The 21122-nt window shown below is 65.3% G+C and carries 19 protein-coding genes; 10 read left to right on the forward strand and 9 right to left on the reverse strand.

Annotation, left to right across the window (positions count from 1 at the left end; genetic code table 11):
• Nucleotides 1–59: 59 nt before the first annotated feature.
• From PKE80_RS06310 to PKE80_RS06320, 3 genes are read right to left on the reverse strand one after another with little or no spacing between them, the layout of a single operon-like run.
• Nucleotides 60–1268 (reverse strand): acyl-CoA dehydrogenase family protein, encoded by a 1209-nt coding sequence (locus PKE80_RS06310; protein ID WP_271181761.1) that lies wholly within the window; start codon nt 1266–1268, stop codon nt 60–62.
• Complete coding sequence (locus PKE80_RS06315; protein ID WP_271181762.1) at nt 1268–2431, reverse strand: thiolase family protein; 1164 nt, start codon at nt 2429–2431, stop codon at nt 1268–1270. The genes PKE80_RS06310 and PKE80_RS06315 overlap by 1 nt, the downstream gene beginning before the upstream one ends.
• On the reverse strand, nt 2428–2823 hold the full coding sequence (locus tag PKE80_RS06320) for a Zn-ribbon domain-containing OB-fold protein (RefSeq protein ID WP_271181763.1): 396 nt from the start codon (nt 2821–2823) through the stop codon (nt 2428–2430). Before PKE80_RS06320 ends, PKE80_RS06315 begins: the two co-directional genes overlap by 4 nt.
• A 171-nt stretch (nt 2824–2994) precedes the next feature.
• Between PKE80_RS06320 and PKE80_RS06325 the strand changes: the two genes are divergently transcribed.
• Complete coding sequence (locus PKE80_RS06325) at nt 2995–4629, forward strand: GMC family oxidoreductase (RefSeq protein ID WP_271181764.1); 1635 nt, start codon at nt 2995–2997, stop codon at nt 4627–4629.
• Between the two features lie 308 nt (nt 4630–4937).
• On the opposite strand, the gene PKE80_RS06330 is transcribed toward PKE80_RS06325, so the two are convergent.
• A complete protein-coding gene (locus PKE80_RS06330; RefSeq protein ID WP_008829544.1) occupies nt 4938–5711 on the reverse strand; it encodes a helix-turn-helix transcriptional regulator in 774 nt (257 codons plus the stop codon).
• Between the two features lie 167 nt (nt 5712–5878).
• On the opposite strand from PKE80_RS06330, the gene PKE80_RS06335 reads away from it, so the two are divergent.
• The gene (locus PKE80_RS06335; protein ID WP_271181765.1) at nt 5879–7000 is read left to right on the forward strand and encodes an acyl-CoA dehydrogenase family protein; all 1122 of its coding nucleotides are present in this window, start codon (nt 5879–5881) and stop codon (nt 6998–7000) included.
• Nucleotides 7001–7068: 68 nt separating this feature from the next.
• Here PKE80_RS06335 and PKE80_RS06340 read toward each other — a convergent pair whose 3' ends face one another.
• Nucleotides 7069–7977 (reverse strand): GGDEF domain-containing protein, encoded by a 909-nt coding sequence (locus tag PKE80_RS06340; RefSeq protein WP_271181766.1) that lies wholly within the window; start codon nt 7975–7977, stop codon nt 7069–7071.
• Nucleotides 7978–8296: 319 nt separating this feature from the next.
• On the reverse strand, nt 8297–8974 hold the full coding sequence (locus tag PKE80_RS06345) for a helix-turn-helix domain-containing protein (protein WP_271181767.1): 678 nt from the start codon (nt 8972–8974) through the stop codon (nt 8297–8299).
• A gap of 207 nt (nt 8975–9181) precedes the next feature.
• Here PKE80_RS06345 and cobA point away from each other — a divergent pair, with 207 nt between their 5' ends.
• Genes cobA through PKE80_RS06370 form a run of 5 tightly spaced genes read left to right on the forward strand, consistent with a single transcriptional unit; the run spans nt 9182 to nt 13171 of the window.
• Entirely contained in the window at nt 9182–9970 is a 789-nt protein-coding gene (gene cobA / locus PKE80_RS06350) for a uroporphyrinogen-III C-methyltransferase (protein WP_271181768.1), read from the forward strand.
• Nucleotides 9967–10263 carry a DUF2849 domain-containing protein gene (locus PKE80_RS06355; protein WP_069707433.1) on the forward strand — a complete coding sequence of 99 codons (297 nt, stop codon included), beginning with the start codon at nt 9967–9969 and terminating at the stop codon, nt 10261–10263. The genes cobA and PKE80_RS06355 overlap by 4 nt, the downstream gene beginning before the upstream one ends.
• Nucleotides 10263–11897 carry a nitrite/sulfite reductase gene (locus PKE80_RS06360; RefSeq protein WP_271181769.1) on the forward strand — a complete coding sequence of 545 codons (1635 nt, stop codon included), beginning with the start codon at nt 10263–10265 and terminating at the stop codon, nt 11895–11897. Before PKE80_RS06355 ends, PKE80_RS06360 begins: the two co-directional genes overlap by 1 nt.
• Complete coding sequence (locus PKE80_RS06365) at nt 11890–12324, forward strand: DUF934 domain-containing protein (RefSeq protein WP_008829551.1); 435 nt, start codon at nt 11890–11892, stop codon at nt 12322–12324. Before PKE80_RS06360 ends, PKE80_RS06365 begins: the two co-directional genes overlap by 8 nt.
• 28 nt (nt 12325–12352) lie before the next feature.
• Nucleotides 12353–13171, forward strand: a complete 819-nt coding sequence (locus PKE80_RS06370) for a phosphoadenylyl-sulfate reductase (protein ID WP_271181770.1) — start codon at nt 12353–12355, stop codon at nt 13169–13171.
• Nucleotides 13172–13342: 171 nt separating this feature from the next.
• Here the strand turns inward: PKE80_RS06370 and PKE80_RS06375 are convergent, their stop codons facing one another.
• Nucleotides 13343–13684 (reverse strand): hypothetical protein, encoded by a 342-nt coding sequence (locus tag PKE80_RS06375; RefSeq protein WP_271181771.1) that lies wholly within the window; start codon nt 13682–13684, stop codon nt 13343–13345.
• Nucleotides 13685–13861: 177 nt separating this feature from the next.
• On the opposite strand from PKE80_RS06375, the gene PKE80_RS06380 reads away from it, so the two are divergent.
• Complete coding sequence (locus PKE80_RS06380) at nt 13862–15064, forward strand: MFS transporter (RefSeq protein ID WP_271181772.1); 1203 nt, start codon at nt 13862–13864, stop codon at nt 15062–15064.
• Nucleotides 15065–15067: 3 nt separating this feature from the next.
• Here the strand turns inward: PKE80_RS06380 and PKE80_RS06385 are convergent, their stop codons facing one another.
• Both PKE80_RS06385 and putA read right to left on the reverse strand, forming a co-directional pair.
• Nucleotides 15068–15604 (reverse strand): dihydrofolate reductase family protein, encoded by a 537-nt coding sequence (locus PKE80_RS06385; RefSeq protein WP_271181773.1) that lies wholly within the window; start codon nt 15602–15604, stop codon nt 15068–15070.
• A 178-nt stretch (nt 15605–15782) separates the two neighbouring features.
• Nucleotides 15783–19394 carry a trifunctional transcriptional regulator/proline dehydrogenase/L-glutamate gamma-semialdehyde dehydrogenase gene (gene putA, locus PKE80_RS06390; RefSeq protein WP_370424160.1) on the reverse strand — a complete coding sequence of 1204 codons (3612 nt, stop codon included), beginning with the start codon at nt 19392–19394 and terminating at the stop codon, nt 15783–15785.
• A gap of 99 nt (nt 19395–19493) precedes the next feature.
• On the opposite strand from putA, the gene PKE80_RS06395 reads away from it, so the two are divergent.
• On the forward strand, nt 19494–19964 hold the full coding sequence (locus PKE80_RS06395) for an Lrp/AsnC family transcriptional regulator (protein WP_008829557.1): 471 nt from the start codon (nt 19494–19496) through the stop codon (nt 19962–19964).
• A gap of 190 nt (nt 19965–20154) precedes the next feature.
• Entirely contained in the window at nt 20155–21048 is an 894-nt protein-coding gene (locus tag PKE80_RS06400; protein WP_271181775.1) for an SDR family NAD(P)-dependent oxidoreductase, read from the forward strand.
• Nucleotides 21049–21122: the final 74 nt, after the last annotated feature.

The following is a 21122-nucleotide window of genomic DNA, read 5'->3' on the forward strand; positions in this document are numbered from 1 at the left end:
CTCTGGATTGCCGCGGCCCCGCGAGCCTCGCAATGACGAGAAAGGGTGAGGCAGAATGGTCAAAGGCCCAGCACCGACTTGGCGATGATGGTGCTCTGCACTTCGTTAGTGCCGCCGAAGATGGTCCACGCGCGGCTGTTGAGATAGCGGGCCGAGGCGACCTGCGCGGCCTTGGAATGGACGGCGGCGGGCGCGTTGTCGCCATAGAGCGGGCGCGCGGTTTCCAACTGGAGGCCGGCGGGGCCGTAGAGGTCCACCGCCAGCAGGTCGATCTCCTGCCGCAGATTGGACGCCAGCAGCTTGGTCAGCGAGGTCTGCGGGCCCGCCTTGCGGCCCTTGGCGATCTCCGAAATGATCTTGAGTTCGATCATCTCGAGCGCGTTGACCGAGAGACGGGCCTTCGCCACGCGACGGCGCCAGTCGGTCTGGTCGGCGAGGATACCGCCCTTCCCATCGCTCTCGTCCTTCGCGGCGGCTTCGATCTGGTCGAGATCGTAGCCGAGCTTGGGCGCGTGGCAAGAACCACCGCGTTCATTTTCAAGCAGAAACTTCGCGATCGTCCAGCCATCGCCCTCACCACCGACGAGGTTCTCGGCCGGGACCATGACGTCTTCGAGGAACACCTGATTGACCTCGTGGTCGCCCGCGTTGGTCAGGATCGGGCGCACCGAGACGCCGGGGGTGTCGAGGTCGATCAGCAGGAACGAGATGCCCGCCTGCTTCTTCACCTCGGTGTTGGTGCGCACCAGCGTGAACATGCGGTTGGCGTGGTGCGCGTGGGTGGTCCAGATCTTAGAGCCGTTGACGCGGTAGTGGTCGCCCTCACGAATGGCGCGGGTCTTGAGGCTGGCGAGGTCGGAACCCGCGCCCGGCTCGGAGAAGCCCTGGCACCAGTAGTCCTCGCCCGAGAGGATGCGCGGAAGAACCTGCGCCTTCTGGGCATCGGTACCGAAATTGTAGATCACCGGGGCGAGCAGCTTGAGGCCCAGCACCGTGAGATTGGGCGCGCCGGCGGCGGCACATTCCTTCTCGAACAGGTAGCGCTGCAGCGGGGTCCAGCCCGTGCCGCCATGCTCCGCGGGCCACTGGTAGCCCAGCCAGCCCTGCCTGTTCAGCACCGCGTTCCAGGCTTGGCCGATCTCCGGCTCGACGAAGACGGACGGGGTAGCCGCCGCGCCTGCCTTCACCTCGGCAGGCAGATTGTCGCGCAGAAAGGCGCGGACATCGTCGCGGAAGGCAGCATCTTGAGGGGAAAGTTCGATATCCATCAGCGTTCCAGAATGGTGACTGCAGAGACGCCCGGGGCGCCGTAGACATGGCTGTATGCCGTCTTGGGCGAATTCGGCACCTGACGGCCGCCGCCGTCTCCCCGCAGTTGCACGACGTTTTCGTAGACCTGGCGCAGACCCGATGCGCCGATCGGCTCGCCACAGGCGAGGCAGCCGCCGTCCGTGTTGACCGGCAGCGCGCCGTTGATTTCGGTGCGCCCCTCGGCCAGCCACTGCTCCTGCTCGCCATCGGCGCAGAAGCCGTTCTCGGCCATGTGCATCAGCTCGGCGCCCGCTTCGGTGTCCTGAAGCTGGGCGACGTCGATGTCGCCTGGGCCGATCCCGGCGAGGCGATAGGCGTCGGCGGAGGCGATGCGCGAGGCGGTGCCGCGCGGGCGGGTGTCATCGGCCACCACATCCACCGAAGGCGCGAAGACCTCGAAGCTGGCGGGCGGACGGGTGCGCATGGTCGCGGCCTTGAGCCGGATCAGCGGCTTGCCCAGTTCGCGCGCCTTCTTCTCGCTGGCGAGGATCAGCGCCACGCCGCCCTCTGCCGGAGAGCAGAACATGTACTTGGTATAGGGATCGCTCACCAGCGGCGCTTCGAGGATTTCCTCCAGCGACACCGGCTGGCGGCGCCAGGCATGCGGCGCGTGGACGGCGTTGCGGAAGGCCTTTTCCGACACCATGCCCAGCGTCTTCTGCGAGATGCCGAACAGGCTCATGTAGCGCATGATCTTAGCGGCGAAGAACTGCGTGGTGACCATCTGGCCGACTTCGCCGTACCAGTCCGGCAGGTTGTATTCGCTCGGCAGCGCGTTGAAGGCTCCGCGCGGATGCTTGTCGAAACCGACCGCGAGGCCGAGGTCGAACTCGCCCGACTTGATCGCCATCTGCGCCGAGAACAGCGCCGATCCACCCGCCGCGCAGCCGTTGCGCACGTTGATGAACTGAACCCCGGTCAGGCCGAGGCGATCGACCATCGAGTCCGGGTTTCCGGCCGCGTCCGAACTGCCATAGGCGAACTGGACCTGCGGCCACTCCACGCCCGCGTCGGCCAGCGCCTCGCGCACGGCGTAGACGCCCTGATCGACGCCGGACAAACCATCGGTGCGCCCGAAGCGGTGGATGCCGATGCCGACGATGCACACGTCGCCGCTCATGCTGCGCCTCCTGCGGGTACGTAGGCGGGGATATAGGGGCTGTCCGAGAGGTCCGGGTTCAGCGGCGACGGCGCGAAACGCACCGGCATGCCGACCTTCACGTCCTCGAACGCGACATCGTTCAGCCGCGCCTCGACGATCACCTGCCCGGGCAGTTCGACATAGGCGACCACCCACGGCGCGAACGCCTCCGGTCCGGCGTAAGGCGGCGACTTGGGGCGGAAGCGCTGGACGGTGTAGGACCACAAGGTGCCCTCGCTCGCCAGCGGCACCGGCTCGTAAGTCGATGCCGTCGGGCACGGGAAGACGATCCGGCCGGTTTCCCGGTCCTTGCCGCCGATCAGACGCGCAGGCGTCTCGTCGGTGAACAGGCCTTCGGCTATCGCTTTCATCTCGCTCCCGATCCTTGAAACCTTGGGCCGGTATCGAAAGTCCGGCCATGGATTCGGTTTAAGCCGGTCCCCGCAGCATTTGTGACTCACCAAAACGATAGGATAGCCATTGCGCTAGTTCGTGCGACTTCGAGGGCAACTGGGACAACCCTGCGCCGGGAGAGACGAATTATGGCCAAGCAGTGGGACTACATCATCGTCGGCGCGGGCAGTGCGGGCTGCGTCATGGCGGAGCGGCTGAGCGCCGACGGCCGCTCGCAAGTGCTGGTGCTGGAGGCGGGCGGTGAGAACGACAGCTTCTGGGTCACGCTGCCCAAAGGCGTCGCCAAGCTGGTCAAGAAGCCCGAGCACATGTGGGCCTACCACGTCGCCCAGCCCCGCGACCCCGGCGCCAATGACAAGGGCGCGGGCGAAGTCTGGATTCGCGGCAAGGGCCTTGGCGGCTCGTCCTCCATCAACGGCATGATATGGAGTCGGGGCGAACCGGCCGACTACGATGCCTGGGAAACCGAGGCGGGCGCGACCGGCTGGAACGGCGCCAGCATGACCGAGGCTTTCAAGGAACTGGAGGATCACAAGGCCGGCGCCAGCCCCATGCGCGGCAGCGGCGGCCTCGTCCGGGTGGACCCGGCCTGCTACACGTATCCGTTGGCCGAAAGCATGATCGAGGCCGGCGAAGCGCAAGGCCTGCGCCGGGTGGATGACCTCAATGGCACCCCCGGCCCGCGCGTCGGCTACTACAGCCACAACATCCGCAAGGGTAAGCGCGATTCCTCTGCGCGTACATATCTGGCAGTGGCACGCAAGCGGCCCAACGTCACCGTCGTCACCGGCGCCATGGCCGATCGGATCGTCTTCGACGGCACCCGTGCGATTGCACTGGAAGCCTCCGTCAACGGCAAGCCCGAACGCTTTGCGCTGGCGGCAAAGGGCGAGGTCGTCGTAAGCGCCGGAGCCATGGAAAGCCCCCTCCTCCTGCAGCGTTCAGGGATAGGCGATGCTGCGAGGCTTGCGGCAGCGGGCATCCCGCTGGTCGCGCATTCGCCGGACGTGGGCGAGAAAATGATCGAGCACCTCTCGCTCTCGATCCCCTTCCGGCTCGACCATGGCAAGGGCACCAACAAGAGCTTCTTCGGCATCGGCGCGGCCTTCGCCATGCTGCGTTACCTGCTGCGCGGCGACGGCGTGCTTGCGACCGGGCCTTTTGAGGTCGGCGCCTTCCGCAACGTCGCCCATCCGGACGGTCGCACCGATGCGCAGTTCTATCTCGGCGGCTACACCTTCAAGGTCGGCGACGACAAAGACCCGGTCCCGCTCGACAAGATCGACCCGAAACCCGGCGTCACCATCTACGGCCAGCTGCTGCGCCTGACCAGCGAGAGCAGCGTACGCGCGACCGGTCCCAAAGCCAGCGATGCCCCCGAGATCCTGCACAACTTCCTGACGACCGAGCATGATCGCAAATCCGCGATCGCCCTCGTCCGGTCCATGCGCGACTATGTCCGAGCGGGACCGCTGGCCAACATGGTCGGCGAGGAACTCGTGCCCGGTGCGCAAGTAGAGAGTGACGAGGATGTGCTCGCCATGTTCCGCCGCCTGTCGAGTTGCGGACTCCATGCCATCCGCTCATGCCGCATGGGCTCGGACCCGGAGGCCGTGGTCGATCCGCGCCTGCGGGTAAACGGGGTTCAGGGCGTGCGTGTGGCCGATTGCTCGGTGATGCCGTGGCATGTCACCGGCAATACGAACGCGCCGGCCATGGCCGTGGGCCTGCGCGGGGCGAAGCTGATGCTGGAAGAACGCTGATCCTTCAGAGGATCAAAGGTGGCGACCATCGCTCAGCGCGATGCGTCGCCCGCCCCTTTACGGCCTAAAACCCCACCGAATTCAGTATCCACGAACGTAGCGGAGCAAAAAGCGCCGCAAAGGCGGCAAAAATCACCAGAAGCTTGAATAGCAAGGCCGTATGCATCTTGCGTTCCACGGGCATCCCTCTCTCGTTATGTTGTAAGCCGAGTGTAACAAGAAATTCGGCTTGGGAAAGAGGGTAACGCAAAGCGTGCCGGCGATGCCTCGCCGACATTCATAAATCATCGTTATTTCAAAACGCTACGTCAGTTCTGGAGAGAAATGTAGCCCAGCTGCGCCGCCTTGAAGACAGTCTGGCTACGGTTGACCGCGTTCAGCTTGGTCGCGGCATTGTGAATGTGGAAGCGCACCGTCGCGCGGCTACGCGACATGATCATGCTGATTTCCAGATCGGTCTTGCCGATCGCAGCCCAGCGCAGACACTCGACCTCGCGCTTGGAGAGGCGGGATTCGGGCGGCAGCGCCTGCGTCGAACCCATTACCTGCACATAGGTCGCGATGAACGTGCGCGCATAAAGTCCCAGCGCATCCGAATAACGCGCGAAGTCTTCCGAAAGATCGGTCTTGTCGCGATCGAGCGGGTTGAAGCTGACAGCCCCGATCTGACCGAACGGCAGGTGGACCGGCACGCCAATCGCCGCGCGGGTAAGCGAGCGCGTCTCGAAATTGGCGATGTCGATGGAGGACAGATAGGCGTTGCGCTCCAGCGTGCGGAAACCTTCCGCATTGGCCCAGAACGGCTGGCTTTCAAACCGGCACGCGGTGGTCAGCGGACTGTCGAGGGCAATGCGAGAATTGCGCCACCAGACGCGGTCGCCGTCTTCCCACCCGAAGACTTCCGTGGCGAGCAGGTTGCCATCGGCATCGACCGGCGTGCGCTTATCGGCAATGTCGTGCGCGGGCGCGGCCCGCATGCCGCATTCCATGGCGATGCGATGCAGGGCCTCGGCTGCGGGGCGGATGCCTTCCGGCGACGTCACGCGGACGGCGTCGATGTTTTCCTGTGACAGAAGTTGCATTGATGTCCTCTCGAGGCTCTTCCTTAGCCCCCTGACTCCGGGGGCACAATCGCTTGAAGCGCGGAATTACCGCGTTTTTATGACTAGCCTTTTGCCCAGCGGTAACAGGCGGCCTGCTGGTGATAGAACCGCCACTCAAAGGGGGAACATCCCTGCGGGAGTGGACTGTGAATTTCGACCTCAGCGAAGACGAGGAAATGCTCAAGGCCCTGACCGAGCGCTTCGTCACCGACCATTACGATCATGACAGCCGCCGCGCCTTTCTGGCGGAGCCCAACGGCTTTTCGAGCGCCAACTGGGAACTGCTCGGCGAACTCGGCCTGATCGCAGCCCCCTTCCCCGAAGAAATGGGCGGATTGGGTCTCGATGCGACCGGAATTGCCACCGTTTTCGAGGCACTGGGTCGGGGGCTGGTGGTCGAACCGCTCGCGGAATCAGTGGTCATGGCCGGCCGCCTCTTCGCGGCCACGGCCCCGGCATCGCTTCAGGGCGATTGGCTGGATGATCTGCTGACCGGCAGCAAGCGCCTGGCACTCGCCCATGCCGAGGCCAGCGCACGCGGCGGGCTCGACTGGGTGGAAACCACGGCGACCACTACGGGAGACGGCTGGAAGCTGACCGGCTCCAAGCCCTATTGCGTCGCCGGGGGCGGTGCCGACGGCTACATCGTTTCGGCGCGCATATCCGGCGAGCCCGGCGATAATGCAGGTGTCGCCCTGTTCCTCGTGCCCGCGGCCAGCCCCGGCATCTCTGCCCATGACTGGCACATGGCGGACGGCAGCGTGGCCTGCTCGCTGGAACTCGGCGACGTGATCGTGCCCTCCGGCAACAAGCTCAGCGACGACGGACTTGCCGCCATTGCCGCAGCCAGCGATCTCGCCGCCCTTGCCCGCAGTGCCGAAGCGCTGGGGATCATGGAACGGATCTTCGCGGAAACCATCGATTACCTGCGTACGCGCGACCAGTTCGGCTCTGCACTGGGCTCCTTCCAGGCGATCCAGCACCGCATGGTCGCCCAGTATGCCGTGATCGAGCAGAGCCGCGCGCTGCTCAACCTTGCGCTCGTATCCTGGGGCAGCGACGAGTTCGCAAACGCCGTCCACGGCGCGCGAGCCTACATCGCCGAAGCCTCGGTGACGCTGGGGCACGAGATGATCCAGTTCCATGGCGGCATGGGCGTGACCGACGAGCTCGCCATCGGCGGCGGGCACAAGCGCCTGCTGGTGCTGTCGCGCTGGCCGGAAGGGCCGTTGGCCGCGCTTGATCGCTATGCCGGGCTGCTGAACTGACCGTAACCACAACCTGACGAAAGGGGCGGCACCGGCAACGATGCTGCCCCTCTTTTTTCCGGTTATTCTCAGCCTACCGCAAGACGGACGGGCTTTTCCATTTCCAGCCGATTGCGACCTTTGGCCTTGGCGACGAACAGCGCCATCTCGGCTCGCTCTATCGTAGAATCGAGGCTGGTTCCGACACGAGCGACGCTGGCGCTGGCCGTCATCGCGAAACTGCCGTCACCGATCGTCTGCTTGAGTTCAGAAAGCGTCGTGACCACACGGCGGCAGATCCCTTCCGCCTCGACAGCGGTTACCCGCGGCAGGATCACGGCGAAGCGTTCCGAGCCGATACGCGAGATGATGTCCTCAGTTCGAAGCAGTTCACGCAGGAGATCGGCGAACACCGTCAGAACCTCGTCACCGACGCTCTGGCCGTGTTGCATGTTGATCGTGCGGAAAAAATCGATGCTGAAGAGCGCAAGGCACCCCTCCATGCGGGTATCGAGCATATGCTCCAGCATCGAGATGAACGCCGTGCGGTTGGTAAGCCCCGTCAGCGGATCTGTATAGGTCGCGGTGAACAGCCGTTCGCTGAGCGAGCGCATTTCATCGACGTTGCGCATGACGCCTAGCACGCCGTAAGGCGCTCCGTCATGCCGCAGCAGAGCGCGCAAGCGCAGCTCGAACCAGCGTTTGCGGTCGTCCCGGGTCAGAGCCGGAAACTCTATCCAGTCAATATCCTCACCTGCCATCGCACGGGCATGGGCCTTGGAAATCTGCTGCTTGGCCTCAGGCGCGACGAGGTCGAGGAGGTGCGGGCCGACCAGTGCTCCTCCATCGGAACGCGCCGGCTCGCGGTGGCCCAGTTCGACGATTCCCGGGGTGGCGTGGACGATGAAACCCTTGGGATCAGTCTTGAGGATCACGTCGGTCGAACTCTCGGCGAGCATCCCGTAAAGGACCGAGCTTTCCTGAAATGTGAAGTTCATGCCCATGCCGACTACGTCCCGGTGCCTGCCTCGACCTGACCTTCAGCGACCCTTTGGGCCACCTAGAATCTGCGCCTGAAGATTTGAGTAAAACACTCCGCAGATAAAATTAATATCATTAACCATAGATATTTTATTAACTATAAACGGATGTTAGTTTTATTAGTTAATATAACTTACGCCATGAAATTCATAAAATTCTATTTACCACTTAAGGGTATCATAGGAAATACGAAATTCTGCCGATGTAGGTTGGCTGTATTACCCGTCGAATTGGGCGGCCCAACAGCGGGCAGAAATGAAGCGGCAGAACGCCGCTTTACAGTTCGATCATGATGCGGACCTTGTCCGGCGTCGTTTCCACGGCCGCCGCGATCTGGTCCCGGCAGCGGGAGATAAGGTCGGTCAGGCCGGGCACCGTGCGACTCGGCCGCAATTCCGCGGGCTCGACCCCGAGCGCCTCGGCGATCGCGTCCAGACGCTCCTCGATCGGACGGGCACGCCCCTGCTCCCAGGCCCACACGGTCGGCTTGGACACGCCAAGGCGACTGGCCAGTTCGCCTTGTGTCAGCCCCCGCAGCTTGCGCAGGCGATGAAGCCGCTCACCCAGGCTCTCCCCGCCGATCGCACCCGGGCCCATCGGCGCAGGCGCAGCGCCCAGCCCGAGTTCGGTCTGCACAGCGCTGCGAAGCTGCGCCGCCCGCAAGGTCGCGCTGGGGATAGGCGCATCGAAGGCACAGCCGTAAAGCGAACCACTCGCCCAAATTACCCGCGCGCGCGCATGCGGCGCTTCCGGCAGGTCGAGGTCCAGCACTTCGCCGATCTCGAGTTCGACCTTGCTTTCAAGCAGCACACCGGTTTCGGAGAAATTGTGCAGCACAACCTTCATGTGCTCGCCCGATTCCAGCGCCCCTTGCGTCTCCAGCAACAGGCGTCGACGCTCCGCACGCGGGCGACCATTTGCTTCAGGCGCTTCAAAATGGGCCGCAATGGGCATCAGTCCACCTCCATGTGTGAGGCGAACGTCCACAAGTTAGGTTAAGATTCGGTTAGAGCCGGGACTAATGAAGCACCGAAGCCATGCGTAATTTTCTGTGAATTCCCTTGGAAACGCGGCAATCCGGCCAGCGTAAAGCTCCCCTTAGCCCCCTCAAAGCCATTATGGCTGGCATCCGGCGACCATCGCGCCCATTTGCGCCACACCATGACCGCGAATCCCTCCAAGATGCCCCGCGTGGGCAAGGTGTACCTTGTGGGTGCAGGCCCCGGCGATCCGGACCTGCTGACCCTGCGCGCCGCGCGCCTGCTGATGAGCGCATCGCTGGTAGTCCACGACGGTCTCGTCGATCCCGCGATCCTGGCGATGGCCCGGCCTACGGCGAAGCTCGTCTCGGTCGCCAAGGCCCGCTCGCGCCACACCATGAAGCAGGAGGATATCAACGCCCTGCTGGTGCGCGAGGCGCTGGCCGGCAACGATGTCGTGCGCCTCAAGGGCGGCGATCCCTTCGTGTTCGGACGCGGCGGCGAAGAAGCCGAGGCCTGCCACGCGGCGGGCGTCCCGGTCGAGGTCGTGCCCGGCATCTCCTCGGCGCTGGGCGCTTCGGCGGCGGCGCAGATCCCCCTCACTCACCGCGACCATGCCTCGATCGTCAGCTTCGTGGCGGGCCAGTGCAAGGGCCTGTCCGAGCAGGACTGGTCCGGCCTTGCCGGCAAGGGCCGCACGCTGGTGATCTTCATGGGCATCGCCACGGCCGCGCAGATCTCCGAAAAGCTCATCGCCGATGGCCTCGCGCCCGACGTGCCCGTGGCAATTATCGAGAAGGCCACCCGCTCCGATATGCGTGTCCTGCACTCTCCGCTGGCCGGTCTTGCGCATCTTGTCGAAAGTCAGAAGGTGCAAAGCCCCGCGCTTATCGTTATCGGCTCGGTCGCCGCCGACCATGACTCGGCGGACAACACCATTCGCGCCCTGGCGCTGGAGGCAATGCAGTGAAAATCCTGACGGGCAACGACCTGAAGAGCGGGGCCGTGGTCTGGTGGACCGGCCATGGCTGGTCGCTCGACGTGAACGACAGCGCCGATGTCGGCGACAACGGGGCTGCGATCATCGCACGGGAAGAGGGCGTGCAGAACGTTTTCGCAGCCTATGTCGTCGATGGCGAGAAGACCGATGAAGGCGTGCGCCCCGCGCACATCAAGGAGCGCATCCGCGCCTTCGGGCCGACCGTACGCCTCGACCTGACGCTGAAGCCGTCCGACCCCGCCGCTCTGAACTGGGTGATCTGATGTACAAGTACGACGAATACGACCAGCAGATGGTCGATGTGCGGGTCGAGGAATTCCGCGACCAGGTGCGCCGCCGCGTCTCTGGGGAACTGACCGAGGACCAGTTCAAGCCGCTGCGCCTGCAGAACGGCCTGTACCTCCAGCTCCATGCCTATATGCTGCGCGTGGCGGTGCCTTACGGTACGCTGAGCGGCGCTCAGATGCACCTTCTGGGTGACATCGCGGACAAGTACGACCGCGGCTACGGCCATTTCACCACCCGCCAGAACATCCAGTACAACTGGATCAAGCTGGAAGAGACGCCCGACATCCTCGCCGAACTGGCGAAGGTGGAAATGCACGCGATCCAGACCAGCGGCAACTGCATCCGCAACATCAGCTCGGACCAGTTCGCCGGTGCCGCCGCCGACGAGATCATCGATCCGCGCCCTTATGCGGAACTGCTGCGCCAGTGGTCCAGCTTCCACCCGGAATTCCTGGTACTGCCGCGCAAGTTCAAGATCTGCGTGATCGCCTCCGAGACCGACCGCGCGGCGATGCGCCTGCATGACATCGGCATCAAGATGGTGCGTAACGACGCCGGAGAGATCGGCGCGCAGTTCTACGCCGGTGGCGGCATGGGCCGCACCCCGATGATCGCGCCGCTGATCCGCGAGTTCGTGCCGCTGGACCAGCTTATCACTTTCTCCGAAGCGTGCCTGCGCGTCTACAACCGCTACGGTCGCCGCGACAACAAGTACAAGGCGCGCATCAAGATCCTCGTCCACGAACTGGGCCGCGACGAATATGTCCGCCAGGTCGAGGAGGAGTTCGCGCACCTGCTGACCCAGCCGATCGAGCCGCCGCTCGCTGAGCTGGAGCGGATCAAGGCACACTTCGTCGACCCCGCCTTCGAGACCGGCCTGTCCAACGATCTGGACCTCACCGATCCCGACTTCCGCCTCTGGGTGGAGCGTAACACCACCGCACACAAGGTTCCGGGCTACGTCATCGCGACGATCAGCCTCAAGCCCGTGGGCGGTATCCCCGGCGACGCCTCGGCCGACCAGATCCGCCTGATGGCGAAGCTCGGCACCGAGTATTCGTTCGATGAACTGCGCGTCACCCACGCCCAGAACATCGTGCTTCCGCACGTGAAGAAGGCCGACCTCTACACCGTCTGGCAGGCGCTCGACGAAGCGGGCCTCGCCACTGCCAACCTCGACACCGTGGGCGACATCATCGCCTGCCCCGGCCTCGACTATTGCAGCCTTGCGAACGCCCGCTCGATCCCGGTCGCGCAGAAGATTTCCGAGCGCTTCGGTTCGGCGCAGAAGCAGGCCGAGATCGGGGAGCTGAAGCTCAAGATTTCGGGCTGCATCAACGCCTGCGGCCACCATCACGCGGGCCACATCGGCATCCTCGGCGTCGACAAGAAGGGCCTGGAAAACTACCAGCTCCTGTTCGGCGGCAGCGAGGGCGCGGACACCTCGCTCGCCAAGATCATCGGCCCCGGCTTCACCGAGGACGGCGTGGTCGACGCGATCGAAAAGGCTACGCAAGTCTATCTCGCCAACAAGCAGGGCGAGGAGCGCTTCCTCGACACCTATCGCCGTATCGGCATGGATCCGTTCAAGGAGGCCATCTATGGTTGACGTCCAGTTCCGCTTCCGTGACGACGAGGCCGTCAATGACCCCGCCGTCACCGTGGATGCGTTCTCCGAACAGTCAAACGCCACCGCCGTGCGCATCGAGCCGGGCGAGGACGCCCGCGCGCTGCTGCCCTACCTCGACCGGATCGCGCTGGTGGAAGTCAACTTCCCGGCGTGGACCGACGGGCGCGGCTACTCCGCCGCCCGCATCCTGCGTGAAGCCGGTTATGCCGGCGAGCTGCGCGGCGTGGGCGATCTGGTGATCGACATGCTGCATCACATGCGCCGCTGCGGCTTCGATGCCTTCGCGCCCGACAAGGCGCTCAATACCACCGATGCGAAGAACGCCTTCGAGCGGTGGGACAACGTATACCAGGCCACCGCGATCGACGGCAGGCAGGCCATCTGGGCCAAGCGCCACCCGGCGTAAGCCCCGAAGGGCCAGAAGGGATATCCCTATGTTCCGTACCGAAGCTGAAAACGAAGACCGTATCCGAGACCGCATCGACACTTCCGCCCGGTTCACCGAGGCGGATGCGGTGCGTCTCAACCGCCTGTTCCGCGGCACCGACACGAGCGAGATGCTCGAGACGCTGCTGAAGGAGCGAATGGCGGGCGATGTGGGAATCGTTTCCAGCTTCGGCGCGGAAAGCGCGGTACTGCTCCACCTCGTCGCGAGCGTGGACCCCAGCGTGCCGGTGCTGTTCCTCGAAACGGGCAAGCACTTCCCGGAAACGCTGGCCTATCGCGACACCCTGATCACGCGCCTCGGCCTGACCAACCTGATCAACCTCGTCCCCGATGAGGCGGAAATCGCCAAGAAGGACGAGAACGGGTTGCGCTGGTCGTGGGACCCCGACGGCTGCTGCGAGATCCGCAAGGTCAAGCCGCTAGCCAAGGCGCTGGCGCACTACGATGCGTCTTTCACCGGCCGCAAGTCGTTCCAGAACTCGACCCGCTCGCATTTGCCGCGCTTCGAGATCGACACGACGGACGCGCAGGGCCGCCTGAAGATCAACCCGCTGATCGACTGGTCGGCCGAGCGTCTCGCCGCCTACATCGCCGAGCACGAACTACCCGCGCATCCGCTGGTAGCGGAAGGCTATCCCTCGATCGGCTGCATGCCCTGCACCAGCAAGGTCGCGCCGGGCGAAGACCCGCGCTCGGGCCGCTGGAAGGGCTGGGACAAGACCGAATGCGGCATCCACGTCCCCGGCAGCGAGGACAAGGGCGGCCCGGCCAGCGAACTTCCCCCGGGCTTCGATCCGGTGTTCTGAGGCGGCCGGGGTTGCCGTCGAAGCCCACCCCGTCCGGCTAGTTCAAGCCTCCCAGCCCTCCCGCACACGGGAGGGCTGACGCGCCTTTCCCCTCCCGCTTGCGGGAGGGACAGCGAGACTTGGGCCGAAGGCCTTAGTCGCAGCGGGGTGGGCAACGCCCCACCAGCCGTCTCACCGCTGCTTCTTCGTAATCGCCGCGTTGAAATCGGGATCTTTCTTGGCCACCCAATCCACGAACTTGCGGATATTCGGGTAAATCAACAGCGCGTCCACGTCCGTACCGAAACGCTGGAGTTCGGAGTTCGTGAAGTTCGCGATCACAGTTTGCTGGCAGATCGGATGCATCGGCACGACGTCGCGCCCGCCCCGGCTCTTGGGCACCGGGTGATGCCACACGATCGTCTCGCCCGTGGGGCGGCCGCAAAGCCAGCACGGCACGGCCTCGGCCGGAGCTTCCTCCTCCTCCCGATGCAGGTCTTCGTAGGGTCCGTGCTTGGAATATTTGCGGGCCATGGGTCTGCCTGAATTGCCTGAAATCGCGAAGGCCACTACAGTGCCGGAGCGGTCCCGGCAAACGTCCGAATGCGGCCCCTGCAACCTGCGATGCAGCTTATTCACCGCGATGTTGCGGAATTTGCACCGCCAGGTAGCTAGCCTGACCGCGCCTTTATTTCTATGTTGCAACGCAACATGACTCAGCCCCCTTCCGCCTCCACCCGCGCGACCCACCCCGCGCTCGTCATCCTTGCGCTTGCGATGGGTGCATTCGCCATCGGTACCACCGAGTTCGCGGCGATGAGCCTCGTGCCCTTCTTCGCCCGCGATCTCGGCCTGACCGAGCCGCAGGCGGGTCACGCGATCAGTGCCTATGCGCTGGGCGTGGTGGTCGGTGCGCCGGTCATCGCCGTGCTTGCCGCCAAGATCGAGCGCCGCCGCCTGCTCATCGGCCTGATGGCACTGTTCGCCATCGGCAACGGCATCTCCGCGCTGGCCAAGACGTATGACCTGCTGCTGCTGTGCCGCTTCGTCAGCGGCCTGCCGCACGGTGCGTACTTCGGCATCGCCGCCCTCGTCGCCGCATCGATGGTGCCCGCGAACAAGCGCGCACAGTCGGTCGCCATGGTCATGTCGGGCCTGACGGTCGCGACGATCATCGGCGTGCCCGCCGCCAACTGGCTGGGGCAGGCAATCGGCTGGCGCAGCGGCTTCGCAGTCGTTTCCGGCCTCGCGATCCTGACGATGGCGCTCGTCGCGCTCTACGCCCCGCACCAGCCCGCCGACGAGAGCGCGAGCCCCTTGCGCGAACTCGGCGCGCTTCGCCGCCCGCAAGTGTTGCTGACCCTGCTGACCGGTGCGATCGGCTTCGGCGGACTGTTCTGCGTCTACACTTACGTCGCCTCGACCATGATCGAGGTCACGCACGTTTCGGAAAAGCTCGTCCCCGCCGTACTGGCGATCTTCGGCGTCGGCATGACAGTGGGCAACCTGTTCTGGGCCTGGGTCGCCGACCGGGCGCAGACCAAGGCTGCCATCTGCGCCCTGCTGTTCAGCGCTGTGTCGCTTGCACTGTTCTCGCTGATGGCGGGCAATATCTGGACCCTGTGCATCGTAGTGCTGCTGATCGGCTTCAGCGGCGGGCTCGGCACGATCCTGCAGACGCGCCTGATGGACGTGGCCGGAGACGCGCAGGCGCTCGCCGCCGCCGCGCACCACAGTGCTTTCAATACGGCTAACGCCATCGGTCCGTGGCTGGGCGGCATGGCCATCTCGGCCGGTCTTGGGCTGACCTCGACCGGCTGGATCGGCGCCTGCCTGGCGCTGGGCGGTCTTGCGGTATTCCTGGTCACCATCTCGCTGCACAAGCGCGAGACGCTGCAGCCCTGCCCCGCTTAAAGGTCAGGCCTCCAGCTTGCGCTCAAGATGCATGTGGACGGCATCCGCCGTGGTATCGAGTTCGGACACGAAGTAGTTTTCGACCGGGATGTCGTCCTCGAACAGCGCGGCGCCGTTACCCAGCGTGCGCGACATCATCCGCAGCCAGATTTCATCTGCATGGCCGGAACGTAGAGCGGCATTGACCGCACCGGCCTCTCCAACGACAAGAACCGCGCTGTCCCCGGCTGCATCCTGCGCGGCGGCGAAAGCCTCGGCATAAGTGGGGACGAAGTGGAACTCCCCGAGCAGCGGAATTGCCAGAGGCGCATCGGTCACGACGAAGACTGGGGTTTTTCCTGAATAGGCATCCGCGATCCATCCGGTATCCTCGGACAGTTCGAAGGACCGGCGGCTCATGACCACCGCGCCGCAGACTTTGTCCAGTTTGCCGGACAGGCCCGAACCATGCAGTTCGGAGGTGCAAAACACGCTCCGTCCGCGAGCATCAGCCCAGAAGCCATCAAGGCTCGAGGCGGCATCGACGATCAGTCTGCCCATATGTCCTACTCCCGCCTGCATTGTAATCCAACGCGGTGTGGTCGCAACGAGACTAATCTCAGTCTTTGGTACAGGTTTCGCGGATTCCGGCGGATTGTTGCCCGTTTACGACAGCACGAGCCCCACCGCCGAAATGCGGCGGGGCATTACGTGTTTTCACAATAGTTTGCCGACCGAATCAGCCAATCATCATGAGGCTGGCGTTGCCTCCGGCAGCCGTGGTGTTGATGGAAGTGGATACTTCCTCCAGCAGCCACGCCCCGTTTGGTCCAGTGTCATGCCCGGTCCAGACGTGGACCGGCACGATCGGCCCCGGCAGTTTCGCCGCCGAGTCGCACGCCCCGCGCACCGCCTGAACGTCCCCTTCGACGAGGCACGCAGCGAAGAACTCGCCCGGATTGGCATGGAAGCGCGCGGCGATCTTCGCGGGCAGACCTTCAGGCAAGTCCATGCCTTCCACCGTCGCAGTGTTGCCTGTCGCCAGAACCGCCGCCATCTGGCCCAGCAGACCTTCACGGGTGGCCGGTCGCAGGAGAATGCGGCCGCGCGGGTGGAGGGCATAGAGGTTACGCTCGCCGACCGGGCCGGGAAGCACGGCCTCGAAACCCAGCGCCGAAGAGCGGCCGAGGTCACGCGCGCGACCGGCGGCAGCGGGCTCGCCATGCTTGTCCAGCCAGTCGGCAAAGACCGTCAGCAACATGGGCGCTTCTTCGGGTGGCGTCAGGACCTGCGGAGCCTGCTGGGTGAGCCTGCCGAGGTATAGCGGCCCGCCTGCCTTTGGTCCGGTCCCGGAAAGCCCACGCCCGCCGAAGGGCTGCACGCCGACGATGGCGCCGATGGTGTTGCGGTTGACGTAGAGGTTGCCCGCGCGGATCGCGCCGGTCACGCGCGCCACCGTCTCGTCGAGGCGGGTGTGGAGGCCGAACGTCAGGCCGTAGCCGGTCGCGTTGATGCTTTCGAGCAGCTTGCCGAGGTCGTCGCGGCGGAAGCGCACGACGTGCAGGACCGGGCCGAAGACCTCGCGTTCCAACTGATCGATGCCGGCGATCTCGATGATGGTGGGAGCGACGAAAGTGCCGTTTTCCGCGCCCTTACCCAATGCAACCTGTTCGACGCGGCAGCCCTTGGCGCGCATCTTTTCCACGTGATGCTCGATGTTGGCCTGGGCCTCGGCGGTGATGACCGGGCCGATGTCGATGGCGAGGCGGTCCGGGTTGCCCACCTTCAGTTCGGCCAGCGCGCCCCGCAGCATCGTCAGTGTCCGGTCGGCAACATCTTCCTGCAGACACAGCACCCGCAGTGCGGAGCAGCGCTGGCCCGCGCTGTCGAAGGCCGAGGCGATAACGTCGGCCACCACCTGCTCGGCCAGCGCGGAGCTGTCGACGATCATCGCGTTCTGGCCGCCGGTCTCGGCAATCAGCGGAATCGGGCGGTTTTCCGGCGAAAGTCGGCTCGCCAACTGGCGCTGGATCAGGCGCGCGACTTCGGTGGAGCCGGTGAACATCACCGCCGCCGTCCCGGGTGCGGCGACCAGCGCGGCGCCGAGATCTCCGCCGCCCGGCATGAACTGCAGCGCGTCGGCGGGAACGCCCGCTTCGTGGAGGATGCGTACGGATTCCGCGGCGATCAGCGGGGTTTCCTCGGCCGGCTTGGCGAGAACCGGGTTGCCCGCGACCAGTGCCGCCGCGATCTGGCCGGTGAAAATGGCCAGCGGAAAGTTCCACGGCGAGATGCACACGGCGGCACCCAAAGGTGCCTTAACGGCACCTAAAGTATCCCTGGCCGCTTTGGCGTAGTACCGCAGGAAGTCGATCGCCTCGCGCACTTCGGCAATCGCATTGGGTGCGGATTTTCCCGCCTCGCGCATGGCCAGCCCCATGAGCACGGGCATGCGATCCTGCATCGCATCTGCCGCGCGTTCGAGCATGGCGGCGCGCTGATCGACCGGGACCATGCTCCAGTTCGAGGCGGCAGCGCGGGCGACCGCAGCGGCCGCCTCGCTGGCCGCGAGTTCGATCACGGTGCCGACCACGTCGCGATGGTCGGCCGGGTTGCGGACCGGACGGCCCTCTCCCTTCGCGCCTTTCGGTGCCGCGGTCCATTGCGCCGTTGCCGAAGCTGCCAGCGCCGTCGCCAGAGCTTCGAGGGCGATCTCATCGGTCAGGTCGATGCCGTCGGAGTTGCGGCGGTCCGGATAGAGGCCGCAAGGCGCGGCAATCAGATCATGGCGCGCACCGGGGCGAGGCATGGCGCGCACCACTTCCACCGGATCCGCGACCATCGATTCCACCGGCACCGCCGGGTCAGCGATGCGGTTGACGAACGAGGAGTTCGCGCCGTTCTCCAGCAGGCGCCGCACAAGGTAGGCGAGCAGCGTCTCATGCGTGCCGACCGGCGCGTAGATGCGGCAGGGGCGGTTCAGCTTGTCGGCCCCGACAACCTGCGAATAGAGCGGCTCGCCCATGCCGTGGAGGCACTGGAATTCGTACTGGCCGACAGCGAAGTCCGGGCCTGCGAGCCGATAAATCGTCGCCAGCGACTGCGCGTTGTGCGTGGCGAACTGCGGGAACACCGCGTCGGGCGCCGCGAGCAGCTTGCGGGCGCAGGCGACGTAGGAAACGTCGGTGTGGACCTTGCGGGTATAGACCGGGAAATCGGCAAGGCCGTCCACTTGCGCGCGCTTGATCTCGGCGTCCCAGTAGGCGCCCTTGACCAGCCGCACCATGATCCGCCGCCCGGCGCGGCGGGCAAGATCGACGATCCAGTCGATCACGAAGGGGCAGCGCTTGCCATAAGCCTGGATCACGAAGCCGAGGCCGTCCCAGCCCGCCAGCTCCGGATCGAGCGCAAGGCTTTCCAGCAGGTCGAGCGAGAGTTCGAGGCGGTCGGCTTCCTCGGCATCGATGTTGAAGCCGATGTCGTAGCTCTTGGCCATCAGCGCCAGCGCCTTCACGTCGGGCAGCAGTTCGCCCATCACGCGTGCCGCCTGCGCGCGGGCATAGCGCGGATGCAGCGCCGAGAGCTTGATCGAGATGCCGGGGCCCTCGTAGATGCCCTTGCCCGCAGACGCCTTGCCGATGGCATGGATCGCGTTCTCGTAGTCGGCATAGTAGCGACGTGCATCGGCGGCGGTCGTGGCCGCCTCGCCCAGCATGTCGTAGCTGTAGCGGAAGCCCTTCGCTTCCAGTTCCCTCGCGCGCTTGACCGCTTCGTCGATCGTTTCGCCGGTGACGAACTGCTCGCCCATCATGCGCATGGCGAGGTCCACGCCGCGCCGGATCACCGGCTCGCCCGCGCGCGCGACGAGGCGGGTCAGCGCCGCGCCGAGGCCCTTGTCGTCCACCGAGCCGACCAGCTTGCCGGTCACCACCAGTCCCCATGTGGCCGCGTTGACGAACAGCGACTTGCCGCCGCCGAGGTGCCCGCTCCAGTCGCCGTCGGCGATCTTGTCGCGGATGAGCGCGTCGCGGGTGGCGTGGTCGGGAATGCGCAGCAGCGCTTCGGCAAGGCACATCAGCGCCACGCCCTCCTGGCTGGAGAGCGCATATTCCTGCACCAGTCCCTCGACCCCGGTGCCCTTGTGATTGGCACGCAGCGTGGTGACGAGCGCGGTGGCCGTCTCGCGTACCTTGGCCTTCAGGTCCGCATCCAGCGTCGCCGCGCCCAGCAGCGGGGCAAGGCACTCGGCCTCATCCCGGCGGCGCGCATCGGCGATGGCGCGGCGCAGCGGGGTCATCGGGCGAACAGCAGGGGCGAACTGGCCAAAAGGCGAGAGGGCGGGCGTGGTCATGCAAGCGATGCTAGCCGATTCGCGCTTGTCGTTCTGCCTTTTAAACGGCACGGAAATATCCGGTTCGACTTTTTTGACTCCCCATTGAAGGCATATCGCATGGCAAAGAGCGCTCAACCGGTCGAACTGGACGAACTGGACCGCAAGATCATCGCGGTCCTGCGCTCCGATGGCCGGATCACCGTGACCGACCTTGCCAAGGCGGTCGGCATGTCGAAAACTCCCTGCCAGGTACGCTTGCGGCGGCTGACGGAAAGCGGCGTGATCCGGGGGTTTCGCGCGGTGGTCGATCCCGCCAGCCTCGGGCTCGATCACGTCGCCTTCGCCGAAGTGAAACTGTCCGACACCCGCGAAAGCGCGTTGACCGAGTTCAACCGCGCCGTGCGCCGCATTCCCGAAGTGGAGGAATGCCACATGATCGCCAGCAGCTTCGACTACCTGCTCAAGGTGCGCACGGCCGACATCCGCCGCTACCGGGTGGTGCTGGGGGAAAAGATTTCCAGCCTGCCGCATGTCGCCAGCACGTCCACGTTCGTGGCGATGGAGACGGTGAAGGACGCCAGCAGTTGATCGCTGCGGCGGTGATGAACGGGGCCGCATTGACCGCTTTCCCCCGCCGCATAGGCTGCGCCGCATCCTCCCCATCTTCGTCATCCCCGCGAAGGCGGGGACCCATCTGACGCCGTTGCAACACGACGGCGCGGGAGATGGGTTCCCGCCTTCGCGGGAATGACGACACAAAAGGGGTTGGAGAGAAGCCGTGCCTGACCAACCACCCGCCGCTCCTCCCATCGCCCCCGTGACCGCCATCGTCACCGGCGCCAGTCGCGGCGCCGGGCGCGGCATTGCCGTGGCGCTCGGCTCGCACGGCTGCACGGTCTACGTCACCGGTCGCTCGCAGAAAGAGGGCGACGCCTCCATGCCCGGCACCATCCACGCCACCGCGCGCGAGGTGACCGAGGCGGGCGGCAGGGGCATCGCCGTCGCCTGCGACAGCGGAGACGATGCGCAAGTCGCGGCCCTGATCGAGCAGGTCATCGCCGAACAGGGGCGCATCGACATCCTCGTCAACAATGCCTGCGCGGTGCTCGACAGTCTCTCCGCCCCCGGCCAGTTCTGGGAGAAGCCGGTCGAGATCGGCAACATGATCACGATCGGCGTGCGCAGCGGCTTCGTCACCACATGGCATGCGGCGCGGCATATGGCCGCGCAGGACAAGGGGCTGGTGCTGTTCACGTCCTCGCCGGGGTCCATGCACTACTGCTTCGGCCCGGCCTACGGGGCGCACAAGGCGGGGCTGGACAAGATGGCCTTCGACATGGGCGTGGACTTCGCCGATGCCGGGGCGAACGTGGCGGCGGTGTCGGTGTGGATGGGCTCGCTCACCACCGAGCGGCTGATGCAGATGATGGAGCAGATGCCGGAGCGGTTCGCGCATCTGGAGGGCACGCTGGAGTCGGCGGGCTATACCGGGCACCTCGCCTGGGCGCTCTGGAATGACCCTGAGATGATGCGGCACAACGGGCGCACCGTGATCGGCGCGGAGCTTGGGCGGGAGTATGGGATCACGGATATCGCGGACCGGTTTCCGCCGTCTTCGCGTGACGGCACCGGCGCCGCACCTCCGGTCTACGCGGGGTACAAGGTGAAGTGAGGCAGGCCCACCCCGCTGCGACCAAGCGATAAATCGCTAGGTCTCGCGGCCCTCCCGCTTGCGGGAGGGCAATC

The sequence above is a fragment of the Novosphingobium resinovorum genome (assembly GCF_027922145.1).
In the GTDB taxonomy this organism is placed as follows: Bacteria; Pseudomonadota; Alphaproteobacteria; order Sphingomonadales; family Sphingomonadaceae; genus Novosphingobium; species Novosphingobium resinovorum.

What these genes read in the sequence shown, in the direction of transcription:
- PKE80_RS06310 (WP_271181761.1), bottom strand. Translation starts at nt 1,268, where the DNA reads ATGGATATCGAACTTTCCCCTCAAGATGCTGCCTTCCGCGACGATGTC.
- PKE80_RS06340 (WP_271181766.1), bottom strand. Translation starts at nt 7,977, where the DNA reads ATGAACTTCACATTTCAGGAAAGCTCGGTCCTTTACGGGATGCTCGCC.
- PKE80_RS06315 (WP_271181762.1), bottom strand. Translation starts at nt 2,431, where the DNA reads ATGAGCGGCGACGTGTGCATCGTCGGCATCGGCATCCACCGCTTCGGG.
- PKE80_RS06320 (WP_271181763.1), bottom strand. Translation starts at nt 2,823, where the DNA reads ATGAAAGCGATAGCCGAAGGCCTGTTCACCGACGAGACGCCTGCGCGT.
- PKE80_RS06325 (WP_271181764.1), top strand. Translation starts at nt 2,995, where the DNA reads ATGGCCAAGCAGTGGGACTACATCATCGTCGGCGCGGGCAGTGCGGGC.
- PKE80_RS06360 (WP_271181769.1), top strand. Translation starts at nt 10,263, where the DNA reads ATGTACAAGTACGACGAATACGACCAGCAGATGGTCGATGTGCGGGTC.
- PKE80_RS06330 (WP_008829544.1), bottom strand. Translation starts at nt 5,711, where the DNA reads ATGCAACTTCTGTCACAGGAAAACATCGACGCCGTCCGCGTGACGTCG.
- PKE80_RS06375 (WP_271181771.1), bottom strand. Translation starts at nt 13,684, where the DNA reads ATGGCCCGCAAATATTCCAAGCACGGACCCTACGAAGACCTGCATCGG.
- cobA (WP_271181768.1), top strand. Translation starts at nt 9,182, where the DNA reads ATGACCGCGAATCCCTCCAAGATGCCCCGCGTGGGCAAGGTGTACCTT.
- PKE80_RS06365 (WP_008829551.1), top strand. Translation starts at nt 11,890, where the DNA reads ATGGTTGACGTCCAGTTCCGCTTCCGTGACGACGAGGCCGTCAATGAC.
- PKE80_RS06345 (WP_271181767.1), bottom strand. Translation starts at nt 8,974, where the DNA reads ATGCCCATTGCGGCCCATTTTGAAGCGCCTGAAGCAAATGGTCGCCCG.
- PKE80_RS06380 (WP_271181772.1), top strand. Translation starts at nt 13,862, where the DNA reads ATGACTCAGCCCCCTTCCGCCTCCACCCGCGCGACCCACCCCGCGCTC.
- PKE80_RS06395 (WP_008829557.1), top strand. Translation starts at nt 19,494, where the DNA reads ATGGCAAAGAGCGCTCAACCGGTCGAACTGGACGAACTGGACCGCAAG.
- putA (WP_370424160.1), bottom strand. Translation starts at nt 19,394, where the DNA reads ATGACCACGCCCGCCCTCTCGCCTTTTGGCCAGTTCGCCCCTGCTGTT.
- PKE80_RS06385 (WP_271181773.1), bottom strand. Translation starts at nt 15,604, where the DNA reads ATGGGCAGACTGATCGTCGATGCCGCCTCGAGCCTTGATGGCTTCTGG.
- PKE80_RS06370 (WP_271181770.1), top strand. Translation starts at nt 12,353, where the DNA reads ATGTTCCGTACCGAAGCTGAAAACGAAGACCGTATCCGAGACCGCATC.